This is a genomic window from Sphingobium sufflavum, from assembly GCF_021403115.1.
GTDB lineage: Bacteria > Pseudomonadota > Alphaproteobacteria > Sphingomonadales > Sphingomonadaceae > Sphingobium > Sphingobium sufflavum.
In genome coordinates this window covers 104,381-121,117 of the sequence record NZ_JAJSSH010000007.1, presented here as the reverse complement: position 1 = coordinate 121,117, position 16,737 = coordinate 104,381, and the positions used below count along the sequence as shown (strand labels likewise).

The following is a 16,737-nucleotide window of genomic DNA, read 5'->3' as shown; positions in this document are numbered from 1 at the left end:
GATTGATCCGTGCCGTCCTGCGGGATGTGCGTTGCTGCATGTGTGACGTCAGGGTTTTCGGGTGGCGGCCGGTCTGAACGATGCGACCGGCGGGAGCGCAAAGGGCGTGCTCAGGCCCCCGCAGCACGCCGCCGGGGTCGTGCGGAAGGGGCATTCTGGACTCCTGTCGATCGTCACACGGGCCTATTGGCTCGTGGCCGATCCGCCCGCATGGGGGCGACCGGCTTCAGCCTGCCGACAATTCCCATTGCTCCGCTCGTTCCGGGGTGCGGGGCAGGCTTTCGGCGAGGATGTCGGCGAAGATCGCGCGGAGGTCATTGATCCCGGCTTCGCTCACCAGCGCGCTGTTGTACGCGATGGTGCCGACAATGTTCGTGGAATCGCCCTTGACCAGCAGGTACATGGGGCCGCCCGACGGGTCCGCGATGCGGGGCGGAGGGAGGCGCAGCCGCCGGATCGGCGCTATGGCGGTCCGGTCGGTTTCCACCGTGTTGATCGACTGCACCCCCGGCACCATGTTGACCAGAATATTGGCGATGAGGGTGCGGCGGCTGTCCATCGCCAGTTCCGAATCCATCACGTCGAGCAGCGCGAGCCAGGACGGGATGCCGCCGAACCGGGTCAGCATAGTCCATCGTGCGGAGGTGCTCCGCATCACCGCCATCAGGTCGTCGCCCGGCGGGCAGGCGATGGGCAGCAGGGTGCCGACCAGATAGAGGCCCATCGTCATGAAGGCGCTGCGGGTGTCCCGCCCATGGTACATGGTGGGTATGAGCAGGCTGGACTGGCCGGACCAGCGGCCCAGCGCCAGGCCAAGCAGCGCGAAGAGGCTGGATTCCGGGGTCAGTCGCTCCTGCCGGGCGATGGCGCGAATGGCGTCGATCTGCCCCGCGTCCAGGGTGAAGATCTGCGCGTTGTCATGCCCCGACCGCCCGTCGACCGGTCGGTAGCGGTCCGGCACCCGCAGGGAGGGGGTGTTGCGATAGACATGCTGCCAGTCGTCTATATCATCGAGCAGGTCGCCCTCGATCAGGGCCACGCCCTGCCGCCGGACGAACTCGTCATAGTTGGACCGCGTCTGGTCGGTCCCGTCGCGGCTGTCCGGCTGGTGGAACAGGCGAGTCCATTCCCGATATAATATCTCCGACGCATTTCCGTCCGCCACGAAATGCGGCATCCGCAAGATCAGGACGGAGCGGTCTTCTCCCCGGTAGAGCCGGCCGCGCAGATGGACGGGATCAGTCAGTTGCAGTTCGTCGAACGCCCAGGGCGATGCATCGGTGAGCAGGGCCTCGATCCGGTCGTCGTCCATGGAGCCAGCCACCGGGATCACCTCGACCAGATCGGCCGCCGCTGGCCCGACCAGTCCGACGCACTCATGACCGGGCACGAAATAGCGGGTCCGCAGGGCGCCATGGCAGGCGACGATGGTCTGGGTGACATGCTCCACCGCGTCGGGATCGACGGCGCCCTCGATCGCCATTGCGACGATCATGTTGTTGCTGCCCATCAGGAAACGGCGCAGGCCGATGTCCGTCATGCGTTGTTGCATGGAGAGGCCGGTGGCGGGCCATTCCGCCAGATAGGATGCCTGCAATTCCTGAACGGCCGCCGCGAGCGTATCGGTATAGTCCTTCGGGAATGTCGGTCCGTCGGGATAGCCGATCTCGACCGTGCGGCCGGACAGCCTGAAACTTATTCCGTCTTTGCGCGCGCGGATGATGGTCTTTTCGGCTTCATGCACGGTCCAATACCCCCTTTTACAAAGCATGTGATATTGGTCGGGGCAATATCACATCAGAAGTTTGGATCATTTCCGCCGATTGTCGGTGCAGATATACTGTCAATTCTCGCAGTGGGATTGTCTATCCCGTCCCCTTATATTCCAGAATTCCGGCTTTCCTTCCGCCGTTTTCGTTGAGGAAGCCGAGGTCCGCCTGTAGATAGGAATAGGCGCGCGCCGCCGCCTGCGTACGGTTGTTGACGTTCAGGACGTCGAAACAATTCTGGATATGATAGACCACCGTGCGTTCGCTGATGCCCAATATGCGCGACACCTCCCACGCGGTCTTGCCCTCGATCGTCCAGAGCAGACATTCCTTCTGGCGCTCCGTCAGGTTGTTGTAGCCCAGCTTGCTGGCCTGGTTTCGGATGATCTGCCGCGTCGCATCCTGAAGATAGGCGGAGAATATCTTGCCCATAGTGCAGATGCGCCCGGCCTCCGGGTGAGTGCGGCTCAGCGGCACGGGGCCGTTGAGGTTCAGCAATCCCCATTCGCCGATCGGCCCATGGAGGGGGAAGCTGACGCCGTTGACCAGATCGGCCAGTATCGCCTCGCGCAGGAACTGGGTATAATCGGCCTGGCTCACATTGTCGGGCCGCCGCACTTCGTCCCAGAAGATCGGGGATGTCGCCTCGCGGCAATGCCGCACGATGGGGTCGATGCGATAATGGAGCTTGGAGCGATAGAATTGGGTCCATCGTTCCGGATAATTGTGGATGAGGACGACGTTCGGGCTGTCGCCGGCGGGATTGAGTGAAAGGCGGAACATGAAATGGCTGAGGCCCAGATCACGAACCCACGCGTCGAGCATGTTGTAGATGCTCTCGAAAGTCTCCTGACCCTCGCCGGGCGGCGTTCGCTCCTGAGCCTCCGCCGGTCGTCCTGCCTCCCCCATGGCCGCCAGAAAAGCGCCTGATTCGCCGGGATTTGTTATTTTCTTATCCATAGCACCTCTCGCTCAGATCTTCAGTTCTTCAATGGAAGTGAAGTCATATCTAGTACTATTATGCTGGATCGTACTGAGCCTGTAGGCTTGCTGTCAAGCTCTATAAGATAGAGTAAAATAACTTTTACTCTGTAAAGCAAAGTTCAAATCGAGGAAATTTGGTGGACTGAATTGGGAGTAAAATATTGAATTTATTGAATATATTTTACATCCGAAGGGTGCGGGCGCGATTTGATGGACGCGGGATCGGAAATTTTATGCGCGATTTTTCTCGAAAAATCCCATCGGCTTCGGACATTTTCGCGATGGGTCGCCATTGACGAAGCGATTCTGATTCGAAGTAAAATGACGGCACTGTATTGATCGTGATTAAGACAAGGCCAGGATCGGAGGGGCATTCCTCCAATGCCTTCCCAATCCTCCCAGAACGTCGTCCCCATTGGGTCAAAACGCTCCCGTCCTTCCGATACCGCATTGTCCGAACCGCCGACCGTTAGCGGGCGGCTTGCAAATCCTCTATGCCGTGGCGCCGTCGAGAATTTCGCGCAGATAGGCGACATGCCCCTCGAACGCGCGCCGCCCGGCCGCGGTGAGGCGCACGCGGGTGGTGGGCCGGGGCTTCAATCGCTTGGACACGGTCAGATATTTCGCATTGGCGAGCACTTCGATATGCGCGCCGAGATTGCCGTCGGTGGTCTGGGTGATCTGCTTGAGCTTCACGAACTCGATAGCCTCTCCCTGCGCCAGCACGTTCAGGACCGACATGATCTTCAGCCGTGTGGCCTGATGGATGATGTCGTCACTCTTCGACATAGCGAACCAGTCCTTTCGACCGCAGCCACAGGCTTGCCACAATCAGGCCGCCACCGTTGCACAGCGCCATCCACAAATGGAAATGCGCGCCGGCATGGAGCAAGCCGACGATCGTCAGCGCGCTCACGATCAGGCCGATGGCGATGATCGTGCGGCCGATCCACATCCCCGCGACGACGAGCGTCAGCATGAAGATCAGCGTCCAGTGCGCGTCGAGCGCGCGGGAGTTGGCGACCGGGATCAGGAAGGACCATAGCCAGCCCAGAACGCCGGTGGCCAGAAAGGCGTATAGCAGGCCCTTGTCCGCCACCGGGCGCTTTGTCCGGTTGAGATAGGTGGCATAGAGAAATCCGCCCACGATGCCGACTGTCCTGATAAAGAACCAGGATAGTCCCGCGTCATCGGGACGAAAATATTCGAAAATAAAACCAAATGACGTGAGTATTCCCCACAAGAGAATGAAGGAGCTTGCCGACCCGTAAAGCAGCATTTGCTTGGTCGCGGCCTGCGTGTCCTCAATTGACTTGAGGGCTTCATTCACATTGCTGCGGTCCATTTTCGCGACTTCCTTCGAAGTAGATCGTGGCGACACCATCAGAAAAAATATTTCAGACGGATGGCACCAGATAGCTTCTGTGGCAAGCCTGCATACACGGAATTGCGGGCGCCCATCGTGGCGTTGGCGGTGAGGCCCAGCGACCAGTTGCGCGACAGTTCATAGTCCGCGCTGGCCTGACCGAAGAGGGAGCCGTCGCTCGCGTTGATGAGCGCCAGCGCGGCGAGATTGAGATTGCGGTTGAATGCCTTGCTCTGCGCAACACGGATGGAGATGCCGTGCCGGAAAACCGGATTCTGGAGCGCGCCCGCATAAGCCTGAAGATACCAGTAGCGGGCCTGTGTCAGCCGACTGGACGGGGCGGCGGTAAGCTCCGCCCATCTTTGCGGCGACAGGCCGCCGCCATTATAGTCATATTCCGCGCTGACCTCCAGATTGGCGAGCGGAACCCAGTTGAGGCTGACGGCCAGCTCCTGCCGGAGGCGCCGGGGGCGGGCGCAGGACTGTTCGAAGGGTTGCGCTGGCAGATCGCCGACACGGCTGCCGAAGCACAGGGCGTCGTCCAGAAGATCGCGGCGCCGGCCCATCGCCCATTCGGCGGATAGCACCACGCTCTTGCCGATCGGCTTGGTCGCACTGGCGCCCACGCGCAGCAGGCCGTCATCGCTGAACAGGAAGAATTTGGGAGACAGGCCCCAAAATTCCTGCGTGATGGACAGCAGCGCGCGGGTGGTCCCGTTGGTCTCGTCGATCCGGGTGGCGAAGCCCGGCCCCGTGTCCTGCGTCAGGGAGCGTTGGCTGGCCAGTTTCGGCGCAATCGCCAGGACGGCCGATCCGCCCCGCCACAGCGTCTGGACGCGCAGCATGACAGCGCCGAGCCGGTTCTCACGCAAGGCGGCGGGATCCTGGCTGGCCTGCACGATGCGGGAGTTGGCGCGAAAGAAATCGGTGGGGTTGAAGGTGGAGGCCGCGCCATTCTTCAGGTTGATGCGCCCCATTTCGATGAACAGGCCCGGTCCCGGTTCCAGCGTCAGATAGAGTTCCTTGATATTATTCCCCACGGTCGCGCCATCCTGTCCATCGGCGTCGCGCGGCGCATAGAGGTCTATGCGGTTGCTGACGGTGAAGGACAGGCCGGATGCGATGGCGCCCGTCACCTGCGTATCGAGGCTGAAACGGTTGAGCCAGTTCGTGCCGGGCGGGGTGGGCAGGGGAATGGCAAGGTCGTGGCGATAGTCGCTGGCGCTGAACACATCCTCGACATAGACGCGGGTTTCCAGCGTGCGCCCGGCGTCGAACAGATCGTCGTCCGCCTTGCCGCGGTCCGCCGTCACCGCTTTCGGGATCAGGGCGATGTCGGGATCGACGGTCGACGGTCCGGGCAGGCCGGGTTCGACCCCGACAGCCTGCCGGGCGCCCGCCGGTTCGGACAGCAGGGCTACCAGCCCCAGAAGCAGCATAGGCGACACGATCGGTCCCTCCGGCGTCAATTGAAGGGGATGCGCGCCAGATAGTCGCGCTGGAACCAGTAGCTGGGGATCGACTTTTCCTGGATGCCGGAGGTGTTGATCGTCGTGACCAGCTTGGGATCGACGCCGTCGATGATGATCGTTTCCGATGGCCGCATCGCCCCCTGCGCCTGCACATATTTGCCGAAGAAGGCGATCTTGAGCAGCCGCCCGCTCGCCGAATAGAAATTGGCCTTGATCGGGCGATAGCTGCCCTTTTCGACCCAATAGGTCATGCGGTCATAGACGGCATCCTTGGTCGCCCGCGTCAGCGTGAGTTCCCACGCCCCGATGTCCTTGCCATCGGAACTGGCGACGGTGGCGGGGCCTTTCAACTGCGCCTTGTAATCCAGCGACAGATTGGCCGTCAGCACATCCCCGTTCGACGCCTGGCCGATCAGCCGTTGCTGGGGCGCGATGCGGACAGCGCTCTTGGAGGCGGAGTCATAGAACCACAGGGTCGTGCCGCTCAGCAGCAGCAATTTGCCCTGATCGCGGGCCGGCGCGACATAACGCACGATATTCTGATATTGCCCGCTGGCCGGATCGGTCTTGGCATAGACGATGATGCCATAGCTGCCCCTGGCCGATCCGCCGACATATTCGGTCAGCTTGTTGCGGAGCATGAAGCTCTGGCCGGGGTTGCGGATGGCGTCGGCGGCCCGGACCATGTCCTGCGCGGAGGGCGTGTCCGCCGATGCGACGATGGCGGGGGCGGGGGCGAGGGCGAAACCGAGTGCGAACAGCGTCAGGATAGTCTTCATGGCACACCTCAAACGTGACGGAGGGAGTCGACGGTCGTCATCCGGGCGGCCCGCATCGCAGGGAGCACGGTGGCGACGACGGAGATGAGGACGAGGGCCAGCCATGTGGCGAACACGCTGGCTTCCTGTCCGGCGAGAAGGAGGCGGAAGGGCGTGGGTACGGTGGCGCCGGGGGGCATCCAGCTGAGGCCGAGGCCGTTGATCGTGGTGACGAGCGCGACGGCGATCGCCACGCCCGCCGTCGCCCCGACCGTGCCGAGCAGCACGCCCTCCGCGAGGAACTGCATCCCGATGCGGGACCGGCGGAAACCCAGCGCGCGCGACGTGCCGATCTCGTTGATCCGCTCCATCACGGTCATGCTCATGGTGTTGACGATGGAGAACAGGACGACGATGCCGATGACGATCGAGATGAAGGCGAATATCGCCGTGTACATGCCCACGATCTGGCCATAGGACGGGGTCAGTTCCGCAAAGTCCCTGACCTCCAGGCCCAGCTTGCCGGTCCGGTTCAGCGTCTTGATCCGGTCGATCGCCGCAGGAAGATCCGCCGTATGGTGGAGCTGGACATCTATCGACGTCGCCCTGGGTTCCGCATTGCCATAGAGCAGGCGCTGGGCGAGGCCGATGTGCATCCGCACGAAACTGTCGTCCAGCTCCTTCGCGCCGATCTTCGTGGCCTGTCCGATGTCCATCTGGACGATGTTCGGCGCGCCACCGGCGGTCGAGGCGAGCAGGTCGATGCGCGGGGTCGTGGACACCGTCCGGTTCAGTTCGCGGTCGGACCCGACAAGGGCGGTGAAATCGCGCTTGTCCGCGTCCGTCGCCGCGGAATGGCCCGCGCTCCTGGGGCAATCCTGGCCGCCAAGGGCTTCGCAAAAGCCCAGCATCCGCGCGAGGCCGGAGCCGACCACGCCCCTGTTGCTGTCGTCGTCGCGCAGGCCGGTGGTCTGGAAAGCGCCGCCGCTCAGGCCATATTCATTCCATCGCTGCATCTTGTCGCGGTCCGACGGCAGGATGCCCTGACCGGCAAAGGTCTTCGATGTGTCGAGCGCGAAATTGCTGGCGATGCCGCCCAGCGCGACGACGGGCGTGGCGACGTTTATCATCGGCGACAGTTCGGGGTCGGTGCGCAGCGTGCCCAGCAATTCGGTATAGCCCGCGATGTCATAGGCCGCAGGATTGGCGGTGCCGAAGTCATTATAGCCTTCGCGGAAGATGGTCAGATGCCCGGCGCGCTCCACGATGGCGGTTTGCAGGCCGATCATCGTCTGGTTCTTGAACGCGGAGAAGGACAGCATGGCCACGGCGCCGACGGCGACGGCGGCAATGGTCGCGGTGGAACGGCGCGCGTTCCGCAAAATGCTTCGGGACGCTATTCTGATAATCATGCGACCAGCTCCTTTACGCTGCGTTCGACGACGATGCCGTCCCTGATGCGATAGGTCTCATCGGCCTCAGAGATCAGTTGCGGGTCGTGGGTCGAGAAGATGAAACTCGTATGGAATTCGCGCTGCATGGTCCGCATCAGGTCGATGATCTGGCGGCCCGTCTCGCTGTCGAGATTCGCGGTGGGTTCGTCGGCGAGGACAATCTCCGGGTCTTTGGCAAGGGCGCGGGCGATGGCGACGCGCTGCTTTTGCCCACCGCTCAACTGGTTGGGCCGATGATGCAGATGATCGCCCAGCCCGACCCGCGACAGCATCGCCCTGGCCCGGCTCTGCCGTTCCGACGCGGAGAAGCCGAGCAGCAGCAGGGCATATTCCACATTCTCCTGCGCCGTCAGCACGGGCAGCAGATTGAAGCCCTGGAATATGAAGCCGATGTTTTCTGCCCGAAAATCCGCGACTCTATTGTCGGATAGAGCTTTGATGTCATGGCCGCATACTTCGACATGGCCGGATGTTTGCTGGTCGATGCAGCCGATTATATTCAGCAGCGTGGTCTTTCCACTGCCCGATGGACCGACCAGCATGGAAAAACGACCGCGCGGAATCGTCATGCTGACGTCCTTCAGGGCGACGACGGCGACATCGCCTTCGACATATTCCCTGGAAACGGATTGCAGGACCACTGCATTTCCCGGAGCACCATCTGTCATTGTCGGCCCTCATATGTATTTGAAAATCATGAATTAATATCGATAATGCGGGCCAGTGGAGGCCGACTCATTATCCTCTGTAATGCAGAGTTAATACTCTATCTTGCAGAGTGGATGGCGAGTCAAGGTGGGGGCTGTGCTGTCAGAATTGACAGGCGAAGAATTCGATCCTGAAGTTAATCAGGGTCTCATGAACGAAAAGATCCTCCTCTCGAAAAATCCCGGTGTGGCGGATCGTCTCGCGATTCTCCGGCCGTTGAAGGCTTTCAACGAGGCCGCGCTCGACCTGCCGCCGCCGGAGGCCGTCGCCGTCCTGATCCGGGACCGGGAGCAGAAGCGGAAGGTCGGCGGCCTCTGGGGGCTGGCCGGCTGGGGCTGGTTCCAGATCGAATTGCTGTTCGTGCCCGAAAACCTGCGGTCGCAGGGTTGGGGGCGACGCCTGATCGAACGGGCGGCGTGCGAAGCGCGCGAGCGGGACTGCCACAGCATGTGGGTCGAAACATTCAGTTTTCAGGCAGTCGATTTCTACAAAAAGATGGGTTTCGAGATGTTCGGGGAACTGGACAACTATCCGAATGGGAACAGTCGGGTTTTCCTCAAGAAAAGCCTGATCGAAATCTGACGATATTTTGCCGATGTGGAAGGGGATAGTAAAATGGATAGCTTTGATGGTTCAGAGGCATTGGGTTTTTCGGCCGATCCAGTCCTGGCGGTCGATGATGCCGGCCCGTCCGTCGCCACTTTGGAAGCGGGTGTGAAATCCGTCCTCATCAATGTCCTGCGGCTGGAAATGAGCGCCGCCGACATTGATGCCGACACCAACATCTTCGAACTGGGGGCGGACTCCATGGCGACGGTCGAACTGGTCTTCGCGCTGGAGGAGCATTTCGGTATCCAGTTCGAGGAGGACATGCTCAAGGCGACGATGCTGGAGAATGTCGGCAAGATCACCCGGCTGGTGGCAGGCAAGAGCCTCCGCGCATGATACCCGTCGTCATGGGCAGCGCCTGTGCGCTGCCACTGCCACGGCCCCTTGTCGGGTTGTTGCACGATGAGGACGCCGACCGATGGGCGACATTCGGCAGGCGGCCGTGCGCGATGGATGCGGATGCGCTGCGCACCCTGGAAAAGCCGGTCATGGTGCAGGAGATGGCGGGCGAGCCATGGCCCGCCACGGTGACGGAGGCCTGCGTCGATGTCAGCCGCCGTCTTTTCCGGTCGGACCCGACCCTGACAAAGCCGGATGCGATCATCGTCTGCCAGACATCGGTGGATGGCGATGTTCCAGCCAATGCGTCCTCCGCCCTGCGACTGCAATGCGAGTTCGGCCTGACGCAGAACAGCTTTTCGGTCGGGTCGCAGGATGGGGCGGCGTTCTTCACCGCGCTGGGCCTCGCGCGCGACCTGATGGCGGTGGATCACCAGATCGAAAGCCTGCTGATCTGCTGCGCGGAAATCTGGTCGTCCGATGATCTGCCCGCGCTGGGCGATCTGGTCGCGCCGGGCAACGGCGCGGTGGCTGTCCTGTTCGGCCGGTCCGGTCCCGGCTGGCGGCTCCGGGCGCTCGAAACCCAGTCGTTCACCGGCTTCGGCGATCCGGCGGAGGAGCCGCCGCAGGGGGAAAAGCTCGGCCGCTACGCCATCGCGGTGCAGAATGTCGTGGAGCGGCTGCTGGTCCGTCATGCGATCGTGCGGGAGGCGGTTTCGCGCATCGCCGGACCCAATTTCAACGCCGCCGTCACGCGCGCGGTGGTGGCCGGGCTGGCGTTGCCGCACGCTGTGGCCTGCGAACTGGACCATCGGGATGCCGGCTATCTGTTCGCCGCCGATCCCGCCCTGCGCCTGCACGATGCGATCACTGCGGGGGCCGACGGACCGGGGCTGTTGCTGCTGTGGGGTGTGGGCCTGAGCGGTTCGATTGGCGCCGCCCTGTTCGAGTATGCAGGGTGACGGGCGCCGCAGCGGCCATCGCGCCGCCCCCCTTGGCACTCGCCGGGATCGGTATTCGCGCCATCGGCCTGCATCTGGCGAACCAGAAACGGCCGATCAAGGCGTGGGTCGACCGGCATGGCGGGTCGTCGGAACGGCTGGCGAAGCTGGCCTCCGCCGGGGCCGAATATTTCCTGGACGGGGAGGAGTTTTCGACCCGTGAGATGACGCGCAACGCCGCCGCAAGGGCGCTGTCCGACGCCGGCCTTGCCCCCGGACAGGTCGACCTGCTGATCTTCACCCATACGCGCAACGAGGGGGATTCTCCTCCGCCGGCGAGCACGGTGAGTTTCGTGCAGAACGCGCTGGGCCTCACCAATGCGCGCTGCTTTTCGATCAGTCAGCAGAATTGCGTCTCCATCTTCGTGGCGATCAAGCTGGTGCAGGCGATGATGAGCAATGACCCGGCGATCGCCAATGCACTGGTCGTGACGGCGGACCATGTGCCGGTCGCGCAGGATCATCTGCGCGTGATCGACGACATGACGATGCAGAGCGACGGGGCCTGTGCGTTGCTGCTGACGCGGGACTGGCCCGTGCGCCGCGTCCTGAGCGTCGTGAACAGGGCCGATGCCCGATATTATCGCGCCGACCCCACCATATCCCAGCCGAACACGGACTATTATGTCTCCACGGTGGCGACGATGCGGTCGGCCATCGCCCGGTCGGGGGTGGGGCGCGACGCCATCGGGCGGATATTGCCCAACAACGTCAATCGCCCCAACGCCGAACGGGTCATCCGGTTGATGCGGATGCCGGACGACGTGCTGTTCAAGACGAATTTCGGCGAGAAGGGGCATGTCTTCGGCGCGGACCCGTTCATCAACCTGGCCGAATGTCCGTCGGAAAGCGGTGAAGTGCTGCTGCTCTACTCCACGGGAATCGCGGGTTGCTACGGCGCTGCGGTGATCGTGACATGAAGGAGGAGACGATGCCCGGCATCCATGCCGCCCCTGCGCCCGCGCCCGCGCCCGTGCGCACCGCCCCGCCGGTCGCCGCTCCCTTTCGCACCGAACTGATCGGGCTGGCGCTGTTCGCCGCCATGCTGACGATCTACGAACTGGCGGCCATCCTGAACGGCGCGACGACCACCTGGGTCATGGGCCGACTGGGGACGGAGACGCTTGCAGCGGGCGGCATGGTCGGCAGCGTCCTGCTGCTGCTCTATCTGGTCATGCAGGGGCTGGTGCAGGGCATCAGCATCGTGTTCGCACAGTCCGTCGGGGCCGGGCGGGACCAGATCGCCCGCAGCGCGGCGACGATCGCCCTTTATACCGGCCTTGTCCTGGGACTGGCGCTCACGCTGGTGCTGACCGTCCTGCCCGCCGTCTTCATGACCCTGCCGGGCGAGCCGCGGGTCCATGCGCTGGCGGGGCGCTATGTCCTGGGATTGGCGCCGGGAATCGTGGCGACGTCGATGCTCTTCGCGCAACGGGCGGTGATATTCGCGCTCCAGAAGTCCCGCATGGTGGTGGGGCTGAGCTGGACCGCCATGACCGTCAATGTGGCGCTGGCCTATCTGCTCTCCAGCGGGAGCTGGGGCCTGCCCGACCTTGGCATCATGGGCGTCGGCATCGCCAGCAGTGTCGTGGCTTGGCTGCAACTGATCCTGCAATCCGCGCTGATCGCGCGCGACCGGGCCGTCAGCGACTATTTCCGGGACATATGGCGTCCCGTGCCGGAACTGCTGGCCCCCCTGGCGCGGCAGTGCCTGACCATCGGAGCGCCCATCGCGGCCGTCATGGCGATCGAGGGCCTGCTGGTGACCGGCAGCTATTTCCTGATGGCCGGGGTCGGCGCGGTGCAACTGGCCGGGCATGCGCTGGCGCAGCAATGGATGGCGATCGCCTTCATGGCCCCCATCGGCATTTCGCAGGCGGTGGCGATGCGGATCGGCTTTCGCATCGGTGCGCGGGACGCGGAGGGGGCGGCACGGCTCGCCTCCGCCGCCATCGTCCTGACGCTGGCGGTAACGGGCGTCATCGCGCTGGCCTTCCTGTTCTCCGGCGACACTCTGGCGCACAGCCTGATGGGGTCGACACGGGCGATTTCGCCGGACTCTCTGGCGGCGGCGACGGACTTTCTGGGGATCGCGGCCATCGCGCAGATGATGCGCGGCCTGATCGTGGTCTTTGCCGCGATCCTCCGGGGATGCGGAGACGTTCGCGTCGCCTTCCGCAGCGTCATCGTCGGTTACTGGCTGGTGGGACTGGGGCTGGCAGGGTTGCTGGCCTTTGGGCTTGGCCTTGGCGGGATCGGCATCTGGATGGGGCTGGCGGCAGGTTTTGCCTACTCCTGCATCGCCCTGTCCTTCCGCGTGAAACAGACGCTGGACAGCATCAACGACACCATCCTGAAAGTGGAGAATGGCCATGCGAAATTTAGCGCAATCGGTTCGTGACCGGGCGGCGTGCGACCCTGACGGGGAAGCGCTGGTCTATGGTGAGCGGCGGCTGACCTATGGCGAATTGTGGGCCGGCATCGCGAAGGCGGCGGCCGTCATCACGGCAAGCGGGGTAGGCCGGGGCGAGCATGTCGCGGTGCTGCTGGAGAAGCGGGTGGAAACCATTCTCGCCCTGTATGGCGCGGCGTGGGCCGGGGCTGTCTTCATCCCCATCAACCCGATGCTCAAACCGGATCAGGTCACGCATATCATGCAGGATTCCGGTGCGCGGACCCTGATTACCACGCGGGTCCGGGCGGGGATGCTGGGCGCAAGGCTGGCCGACTGTCCAGCGCTGGAGGCGCTTTTGCTGGTCGGTGGCGGTGGCCCCGCGGTGCGCTGCGCCGACAGGCTGGTCCAGACGGACTGGACGGCCAGCCTCGCCGCCGCACAGCCGCTGCATCCGGTCGACACGCTCGACGAGGATATTGCCGCGATCCTCTACACCTCCGGTTCGACAGGGCTGCCGAAAGGCGTGGTGCTGTCGCAGCGCAACCTGATCGAGGGCGCGCGCAGCGTGGTGGAATATATCGGCAACGGACCGGACGACCGGATACTCTCCCTCCTGCCGCTCAGTTTCGATGCGGGTTTGAGCCAGGTAACAACCGCCTTTGCAAGCGGGGCGTGCGTGGTTCTGGTCAATTATATCGGGGCGGAGGATATTCCCGGTATTTGCGTGGCGGAACGGATCACCGGGATCACCGGCGTCCCGCCGCTCTGGGCGCAGCTTGTGAAAGTGGCATGGCCGCAGGAGGCCTGTCGCCTGCGCTATGTCGCCAACACCGGCGGGCGGATGCACATCTCCACGCTCACGGCGATGCGGAGCCTCTATCGCGAGGCGCGGGTCTATTTGATGTATGGGCTGACGGAGGCGTTTCGTTCGACCTATCTGCCGCCGGAACAGGTCGACCGTCGGCCGGATTCCATCGGCAAGGCGATCCCCAACGCCCGTATTCTGGTCGTGCGGCCGGACGGCAGCGAATGTCTGCCCGGCGAAGAGGGGGAACTGGTCCATATCGGCGCACAGGTGGCGCAGGGCTATCTCAACCAGCCCGCGCTGACCGCGCAACGCTTTCGCCCATCGCCCGAACCCTGCCTGCCCGGCACCGCGCCGCGCGCGGCGGTATGGTCCGGCGACATCGTGCGCCGTGACGAGGAGGGCTATCTCTACTTCGTCGAACGCAAGGACAATATGATAAAAACGTCCGGCTATCGGGTCAGCCCGACGGAGATCGAAAGCGTCGTCAACGAAAGCGGCGATGTCGCGGAAGTCGCCGCGATCGGGATCGAGGATGAGGATCTGGGCCAGGTCATCGCCGTGGCCGTCGTCCGCGCGCAGGCGGGCGACCTGCGCAAGGCGGTGGAGGCGATATGCCGGGAAAAGCTGCCCATCTATATGCTGCCCCGGCACGTCATCGAACTGGATGCCCTGCCGCGCAATCCCAACGGCAAATATGATTATCACGCGATCCGGCGTCTGGCGCTGGATGCCATGGGGGAGCTTGTCCATGAACTTCATTGATCCCGTGGCTGACCTGTCCGATCCCGTCGTTGCACAGGGCGCGGTGGCCGAAGGGCAGGGTGCGCCTGCGCTGGCGCCGGAAAGCTGGTTCGACATCGGCGGTGTCCCGCTGGACAAGCTGGTGCTGCGCGCGCAGCAGACGCCCTTCTTTGCCTATGATCGCCGGGCGCTCGACAGCCGCATCGCGCAATTGCGCGCCGCGTTGCCGGAGGAGGTCGACCTCTTCTATTCGATGAAGGCCAATCCCTTCGATCCGCTGGTCCATCATCTCGCCGCGCGGGTGGACGGGTTTGATGTGTCGTCCGGCGCGGAACTGGCGCAGGCGCTCAACGCAGGGGTCGCGGCGGAGGACATCGCCTTTGCCGGACCGGGCAAGAATGATCGCGAGCTGACGCTGGCGGTGGCCACCGGCGCGATCCTGAGCGTGGAATCCGCGGGCGAACTGGGCCGGATAGAACGCATCGCCGGGGAACTGGGGATCGCGCCACGCCTCATCCTGAGGGTCAACCCGGAACTGGACCTGAAAGGGGTCGGTATGCGGATGGGCGGCGAACCCCGGCAGTTCGGCGTCGACATGGAGTTCTGCCTCGATCTCGTCCGGCGGCTCATGGCCACGCATGGCGACAATTTCCTGGGCTATCATGTCTTCTGGGGGTCGCAGTGTCTCAAGGCGGACATGATTATCGCCGCGCAGGCCGGGACGATCGACGCGCTGGTCGCCCTGTCCGATCAGGCGGGTTTCGTGCCGCGCCTCATCAATCTGGGCGGCGGTTTCGGCATCGCCTATAGCGACGGGTCGCCGCCGCTCGACCTGACGGCTGTCGGCACGGCGCTCGCGCCCCGGCTGGCGGCGTTGCGCCAGCGTTTCGGGAGCGTCCGGGTCGTGATCGAACTGGGCCGCTATCTGGTCGGGGAGGCGGGCTATTATGTCTGCCGCGTGCTGGACCGCAAAATGTCACGGGGGGAGATATTCCTCGTCACCGATGGCGGCATGCATCACCATCTGGCGGCATCTGGCAATCTGGGCCAGATCCTGCGCCGCAACTATCCGATGCTGGTCGGCAATCGCGCGGATGCGCCGCCGTTCGAGAAGGCTCATGTCGCGGGGTGCCTCTGCACGCCGATCGACATGCTCGGCCATAATGTTGCCCTGCCGCAAACGGAGGCGGGCGACCTGATCGTGATTCGCCAGTCGGGCGCCTATGGCCCCAGTTCTAGCCCCAGCGGCTTTCTCAGCCATCCCGCGGCGACCGAACTTCTCGTCTGACGAGCCAAACCCATGAGGAGCGACAGGATGAACCTCGAAGATGCGCTGATCGACAGCATTTCCTTTGCCATGACCCCCCTGCAACAGAGCATCCGCGACAGTGCGGAGCGTTTCGCCCGGAATTTCGGGCGGGACGGGGAGGGGGGACGCCCCGGCGACCTGGGCCTCGATGCGCTGGCGGGGGACATTACCGAACTGGGGTTTGCCCGGTCGGAATTCCCGGCGGTGCTGATCGCGGAGGAACTGGGCGCGGGCGATGCCGTCAAGGCGCTCGAACTGCTGCTGCCGTTGCCGGCGCTATGGTTTCTGGCGGCGGCGGGGCGGAGCGCCGATTTCGACCGCTGCCTGCAACGCTGGTCGGCTGGCCTTGGCGGACCGGGGCTGGCGATTCAGCGCGAGCAAGGCGGACAGGCGCGGCTCTGGACATTGTCCGCCACGCCTGCCGAAGAGGTCGTGCTGGTCGACGTGCAGGAGGAGGGCGTGCGGGTCGATTGCCTGCCTGCGAGCCGGTTGGCCGGCACTATATCGCCAGTGCTGGGGGATGGGCCGCTGCACCTGACCATGGGGCGGGGCGATCCCCTGCACACTCTTTCCGGCGACTGTGTCGACCGCGATGCGCTGGCCAGCGCCTGCGGGGAGACAGTGCAGTTGTTCAGCGCCATTCTAGTCGGCGCGATGCGGTGCTGCACGGAGGCGGCCTATGACTATGCGGATCAGCGCAAGAGCTTCGGTCGCCCCATATCGCATCATCAGGCGGTGGCGATCCGGCTGGCGGATACGCTGATCGCCTGTCAGGGGGCGGAATTGCTGCTCCACCGCATCGCCAGCGTCGAGAGCGGACGGGACCGGGAGGACGCGCGCCTGCTGTCCGGTCAGGTGGCGGCGGCGTCCCGCATCGTGTTCCGCGATGCGTTGCAGGTCTTCGCCGCCCATGGCTACATCGCGGAAAGCCTCGCCGCGAAAAACTACCGCGTCAGCAACGCCCTCGTCGCCATGATCGACGCGATCGCGGCCATCGACGGCTGATCCCTCCCCCCTTTATCTG

Annotated in this window: 16 protein-coding genes; 8 read left to right on the top strand and 8 right to left on the bottom strand. The window is 63.8% G+C overall.

The window, feature by feature from the left end; genetic code table 11:
• Positions 1 to 226: 226 nt before the first annotated feature.
• From LWE61_RS11820 to LWE61_RS11785, 8 genes are all read right to left on the bottom strand, one after another.
• Complete coding sequence (locus tag LWE61_RS11820; protein ID WP_234150271.1) at positions 227 to 1,744, bottom strand: condensation domain-containing protein; 1,518 nt, start codon at positions 1,742 to 1,744, stop codon at positions 227 to 229.
• A 121-nt stretch (positions 1,745 to 1,865) separates the two neighbouring features.
• The gene (locus LWE61_RS11815) at positions 1,866 to 2,729 is read right to left on the bottom strand and encodes a helix-turn-helix transcriptional regulator (RefSeq protein ID WP_234150270.1); all 864 of its coding nucleotides are present in this window, start codon (positions 2,727 to 2,729) and stop codon (positions 1,866 to 1,868) included.
• A gap of 516 nt (positions 2,730 to 3,245) precedes the next feature.
• Entirely contained in the window at positions 3,246 to 3,542 is a 297-nt protein-coding gene (locus LWE61_RS11810) for a transcriptional regulator (protein ID WP_234150269.1), read from the bottom strand.
• Positions 3,529 to 4,098, bottom strand: a complete 570-nt coding sequence (locus tag LWE61_RS11805) for a hypothetical protein (protein ID WP_234150268.1) — start codon at positions 4,096 to 4,098, stop codon at positions 3,529 to 3,531. The genes LWE61_RS11810 and LWE61_RS11805 overlap by 14 nt, the downstream gene beginning before the upstream one ends.
• A gap of 38 nt (positions 4,099 to 4,136) precedes the next feature.
• Entirely contained in the window at positions 4,137 to 5,567 is a 1,431-nt protein-coding gene (locus tag LWE61_RS11800; RefSeq protein WP_234150267.1) for a hypothetical protein, read from the bottom strand.
• Between the two features lie 17 nt (positions 5,568 to 5,584).
• A complete protein-coding gene (locus LWE61_RS11795; protein WP_234150266.1) occupies positions 5,585 to 6,370 on the bottom strand; it encodes an outer membrane lipoprotein-sorting protein in 786 nt (261 codons plus the stop codon).
• An 8-nt stretch (positions 6,371 to 6,378) separates the two neighbouring features.
• Positions 6,379 to 7,761 carry an ABC transporter permease gene (locus LWE61_RS11790; protein ID WP_234150265.1) on the bottom strand — a complete coding sequence of 461 codons (1,383 nt, stop codon included), beginning with the start codon at positions 7,759 to 7,761 and terminating at the stop codon, positions 6,379 to 6,381.
• Positions 7,758 to 8,471 carry an ABC transporter ATP-binding protein gene (locus LWE61_RS11785; RefSeq protein ID WP_267961698.1) on the bottom strand — a complete coding sequence of 238 codons (714 nt, stop codon included), beginning with the start codon at positions 8,469 to 8,471 and terminating at the stop codon, positions 7,758 to 7,760. The genes LWE61_RS11790 and LWE61_RS11785 overlap by 4 nt, the downstream gene beginning before the upstream one ends.
• Before the next feature lie 127 nt (positions 8,472 to 8,598).
• Between LWE61_RS11785 and LWE61_RS11780 the strand changes: the two genes are divergently transcribed.
• Genes LWE61_RS11780 through LWE61_RS11745 form a run of 8 tightly spaced genes read left to right on the top strand, consistent with a single transcriptional unit; the run spans position 8,599 to position 16,718 of the window.
• Positions 8,599 to 9,093: a GNAT family N-acetyltransferase gene (locus LWE61_RS11780; RefSeq protein WP_234150263.1), complete on the top strand. Its 495-nt coding sequence runs from the start codon at positions 8,599 to 8,601 to the stop codon at positions 9,091 to 9,093.
• Positions 9,094 to 9,126: 33 nt separating this feature from the next.
• On the top strand, positions 9,127 to 9,456 hold the full coding sequence (locus LWE61_RS11775; RefSeq protein WP_234150262.1) for an acyl carrier protein: 330 nt from the start codon (positions 9,127 to 9,129) through the stop codon (positions 9,454 to 9,456).
• Complete coding sequence (locus tag LWE61_RS11770; protein ID WP_234150261.1) at positions 9,453 to 10,421, top strand: beta-ketoacyl-[acyl-carrier-protein] synthase family protein; 969 nt, start codon at positions 9,453 to 9,455, stop codon at positions 10,419 to 10,421. Before LWE61_RS11775 ends, LWE61_RS11770 begins: the two co-directional genes overlap by 4 nt.
• Entirely contained in the window at positions 10,418 to 11,380 is a 963-nt protein-coding gene (locus LWE61_RS11765) for a beta-ketoacyl-[acyl-carrier-protein] synthase family protein (RefSeq protein ID WP_234150260.1), read from the top strand. Before LWE61_RS11770 ends, LWE61_RS11765 begins: the two co-directional genes overlap by 4 nt.
• Positions 11,377 to 12,861, top strand: coding sequence for an MATE family efflux transporter (locus tag LWE61_RS11760; RefSeq protein WP_234150259.1), 1,485 nt, complete (start codon positions 11,377 to 11,379; stop codon positions 12,859 to 12,861). Before LWE61_RS11765 ends, LWE61_RS11760 begins: the two co-directional genes overlap by 4 nt.
• Entirely contained in the window at positions 12,833 to 14,425 is a 1,593-nt protein-coding gene (locus tag LWE61_RS11755; RefSeq protein WP_234150258.1) for an acyl-CoA ligase (AMP-forming), exosortase A system-associated, read from the top strand. Before LWE61_RS11760 ends, LWE61_RS11755 begins: the two co-directional genes overlap by 29 nt.
• Complete coding sequence (locus tag LWE61_RS11750; RefSeq protein WP_234150257.1) at positions 14,412 to 15,692, top strand: pyridoxal-dependent decarboxylase, exosortase A system-associated; 1,281 nt, start codon at positions 14,412 to 14,414, stop codon at positions 15,690 to 15,692. Before LWE61_RS11755 ends, LWE61_RS11750 begins: the two co-directional genes overlap by 14 nt.
• Before the next feature lie 27 nt (positions 15,693 to 15,719).
• Positions 15,720 to 16,718: an acyl-CoA dehydrogenase family protein gene (locus tag LWE61_RS11745; RefSeq protein ID WP_234150256.1), complete on the top strand. Its 999-nt coding sequence runs from the start codon at positions 15,720 to 15,722 to the stop codon at positions 16,716 to 16,718.
• Positions 16,719 to 16,737 lie beyond the last annotated feature (19 nt).

What these genes read in the sequence shown, in the direction of transcription:
- LWE61_RS11775 (WP_234150262.1), top strand. Translation starts at nt 9,127, where the DNA reads ATGGATAGCTTTGATGGTTCAGAGGCATTGGGTTTTTCGGCCGATCCA.
- LWE61_RS11785 (WP_267961698.1), bottom strand. Translation starts at nt 8,471, where the DNA reads ATGACAGATGGTGCTCCGGGAAATGCAGTGGTCCTGCAATCCGTTTCC.
- LWE61_RS11795 (WP_234150266.1), bottom strand. Translation starts at nt 6,370, where the DNA reads ATGAAGACTATCCTGACGCTGTTCGCACTCGGTTTCGCCCTCGCCCCC.
- LWE61_RS11755 (WP_234150258.1), top strand. Translation starts at nt 12,833, where the DNA reads ATGCGAAATTTAGCGCAATCGGTTCGTGACCGGGCGGCGTGCGACCCT.
- LWE61_RS11790 (WP_234150265.1), bottom strand. Translation starts at nt 7,761, where the DNA reads ATGATTATCAGAATAGCGTCCCGAAGCATTTTGCGGAACGCGCGCCGT.
- LWE61_RS11770 (WP_234150261.1), top strand. Translation starts at nt 9,453, where the DNA reads ATGATACCCGTCGTCATGGGCAGCGCCTGTGCGCTGCCACTGCCACGG.
- LWE61_RS11745 (WP_234150256.1), top strand. Translation starts at nt 15,720, where the DNA reads ATGAACCTCGAAGATGCGCTGATCGACAGCATTTCCTTTGCCATGACC.
- LWE61_RS11815 (WP_234150270.1), bottom strand. Translation starts at nt 2,729, where the DNA reads ATGGATAAGAAAATAACAAATCCCGGCGAATCAGGCGCTTTTCTGGCG.
- LWE61_RS11750 (WP_234150257.1), top strand. Translation starts at nt 14,412, where the DNA reads ATGAACTTCATTGATCCCGTGGCTGACCTGTCCGATCCCGTCGTTGCA.
- LWE61_RS11810 (WP_234150269.1), bottom strand. Translation starts at nt 3,542, where the DNA reads ATGTCGAAGAGTGACGACATCATCCATCAGGCCACACGGCTGAAGATC.
- LWE61_RS11805 (WP_234150268.1), bottom strand. Translation starts at nt 4,098, where the DNA reads ATGGACCGCAGCAATGTGAATGAAGCCCTCAAGTCAATTGAGGACACG.
- LWE61_RS11760 (WP_234150259.1), top strand. Translation starts at nt 11,377, where the DNA reads ATGAAGGAGGAGACGATGCCCGGCATCCATGCCGCCCCTGCGCCCGCG.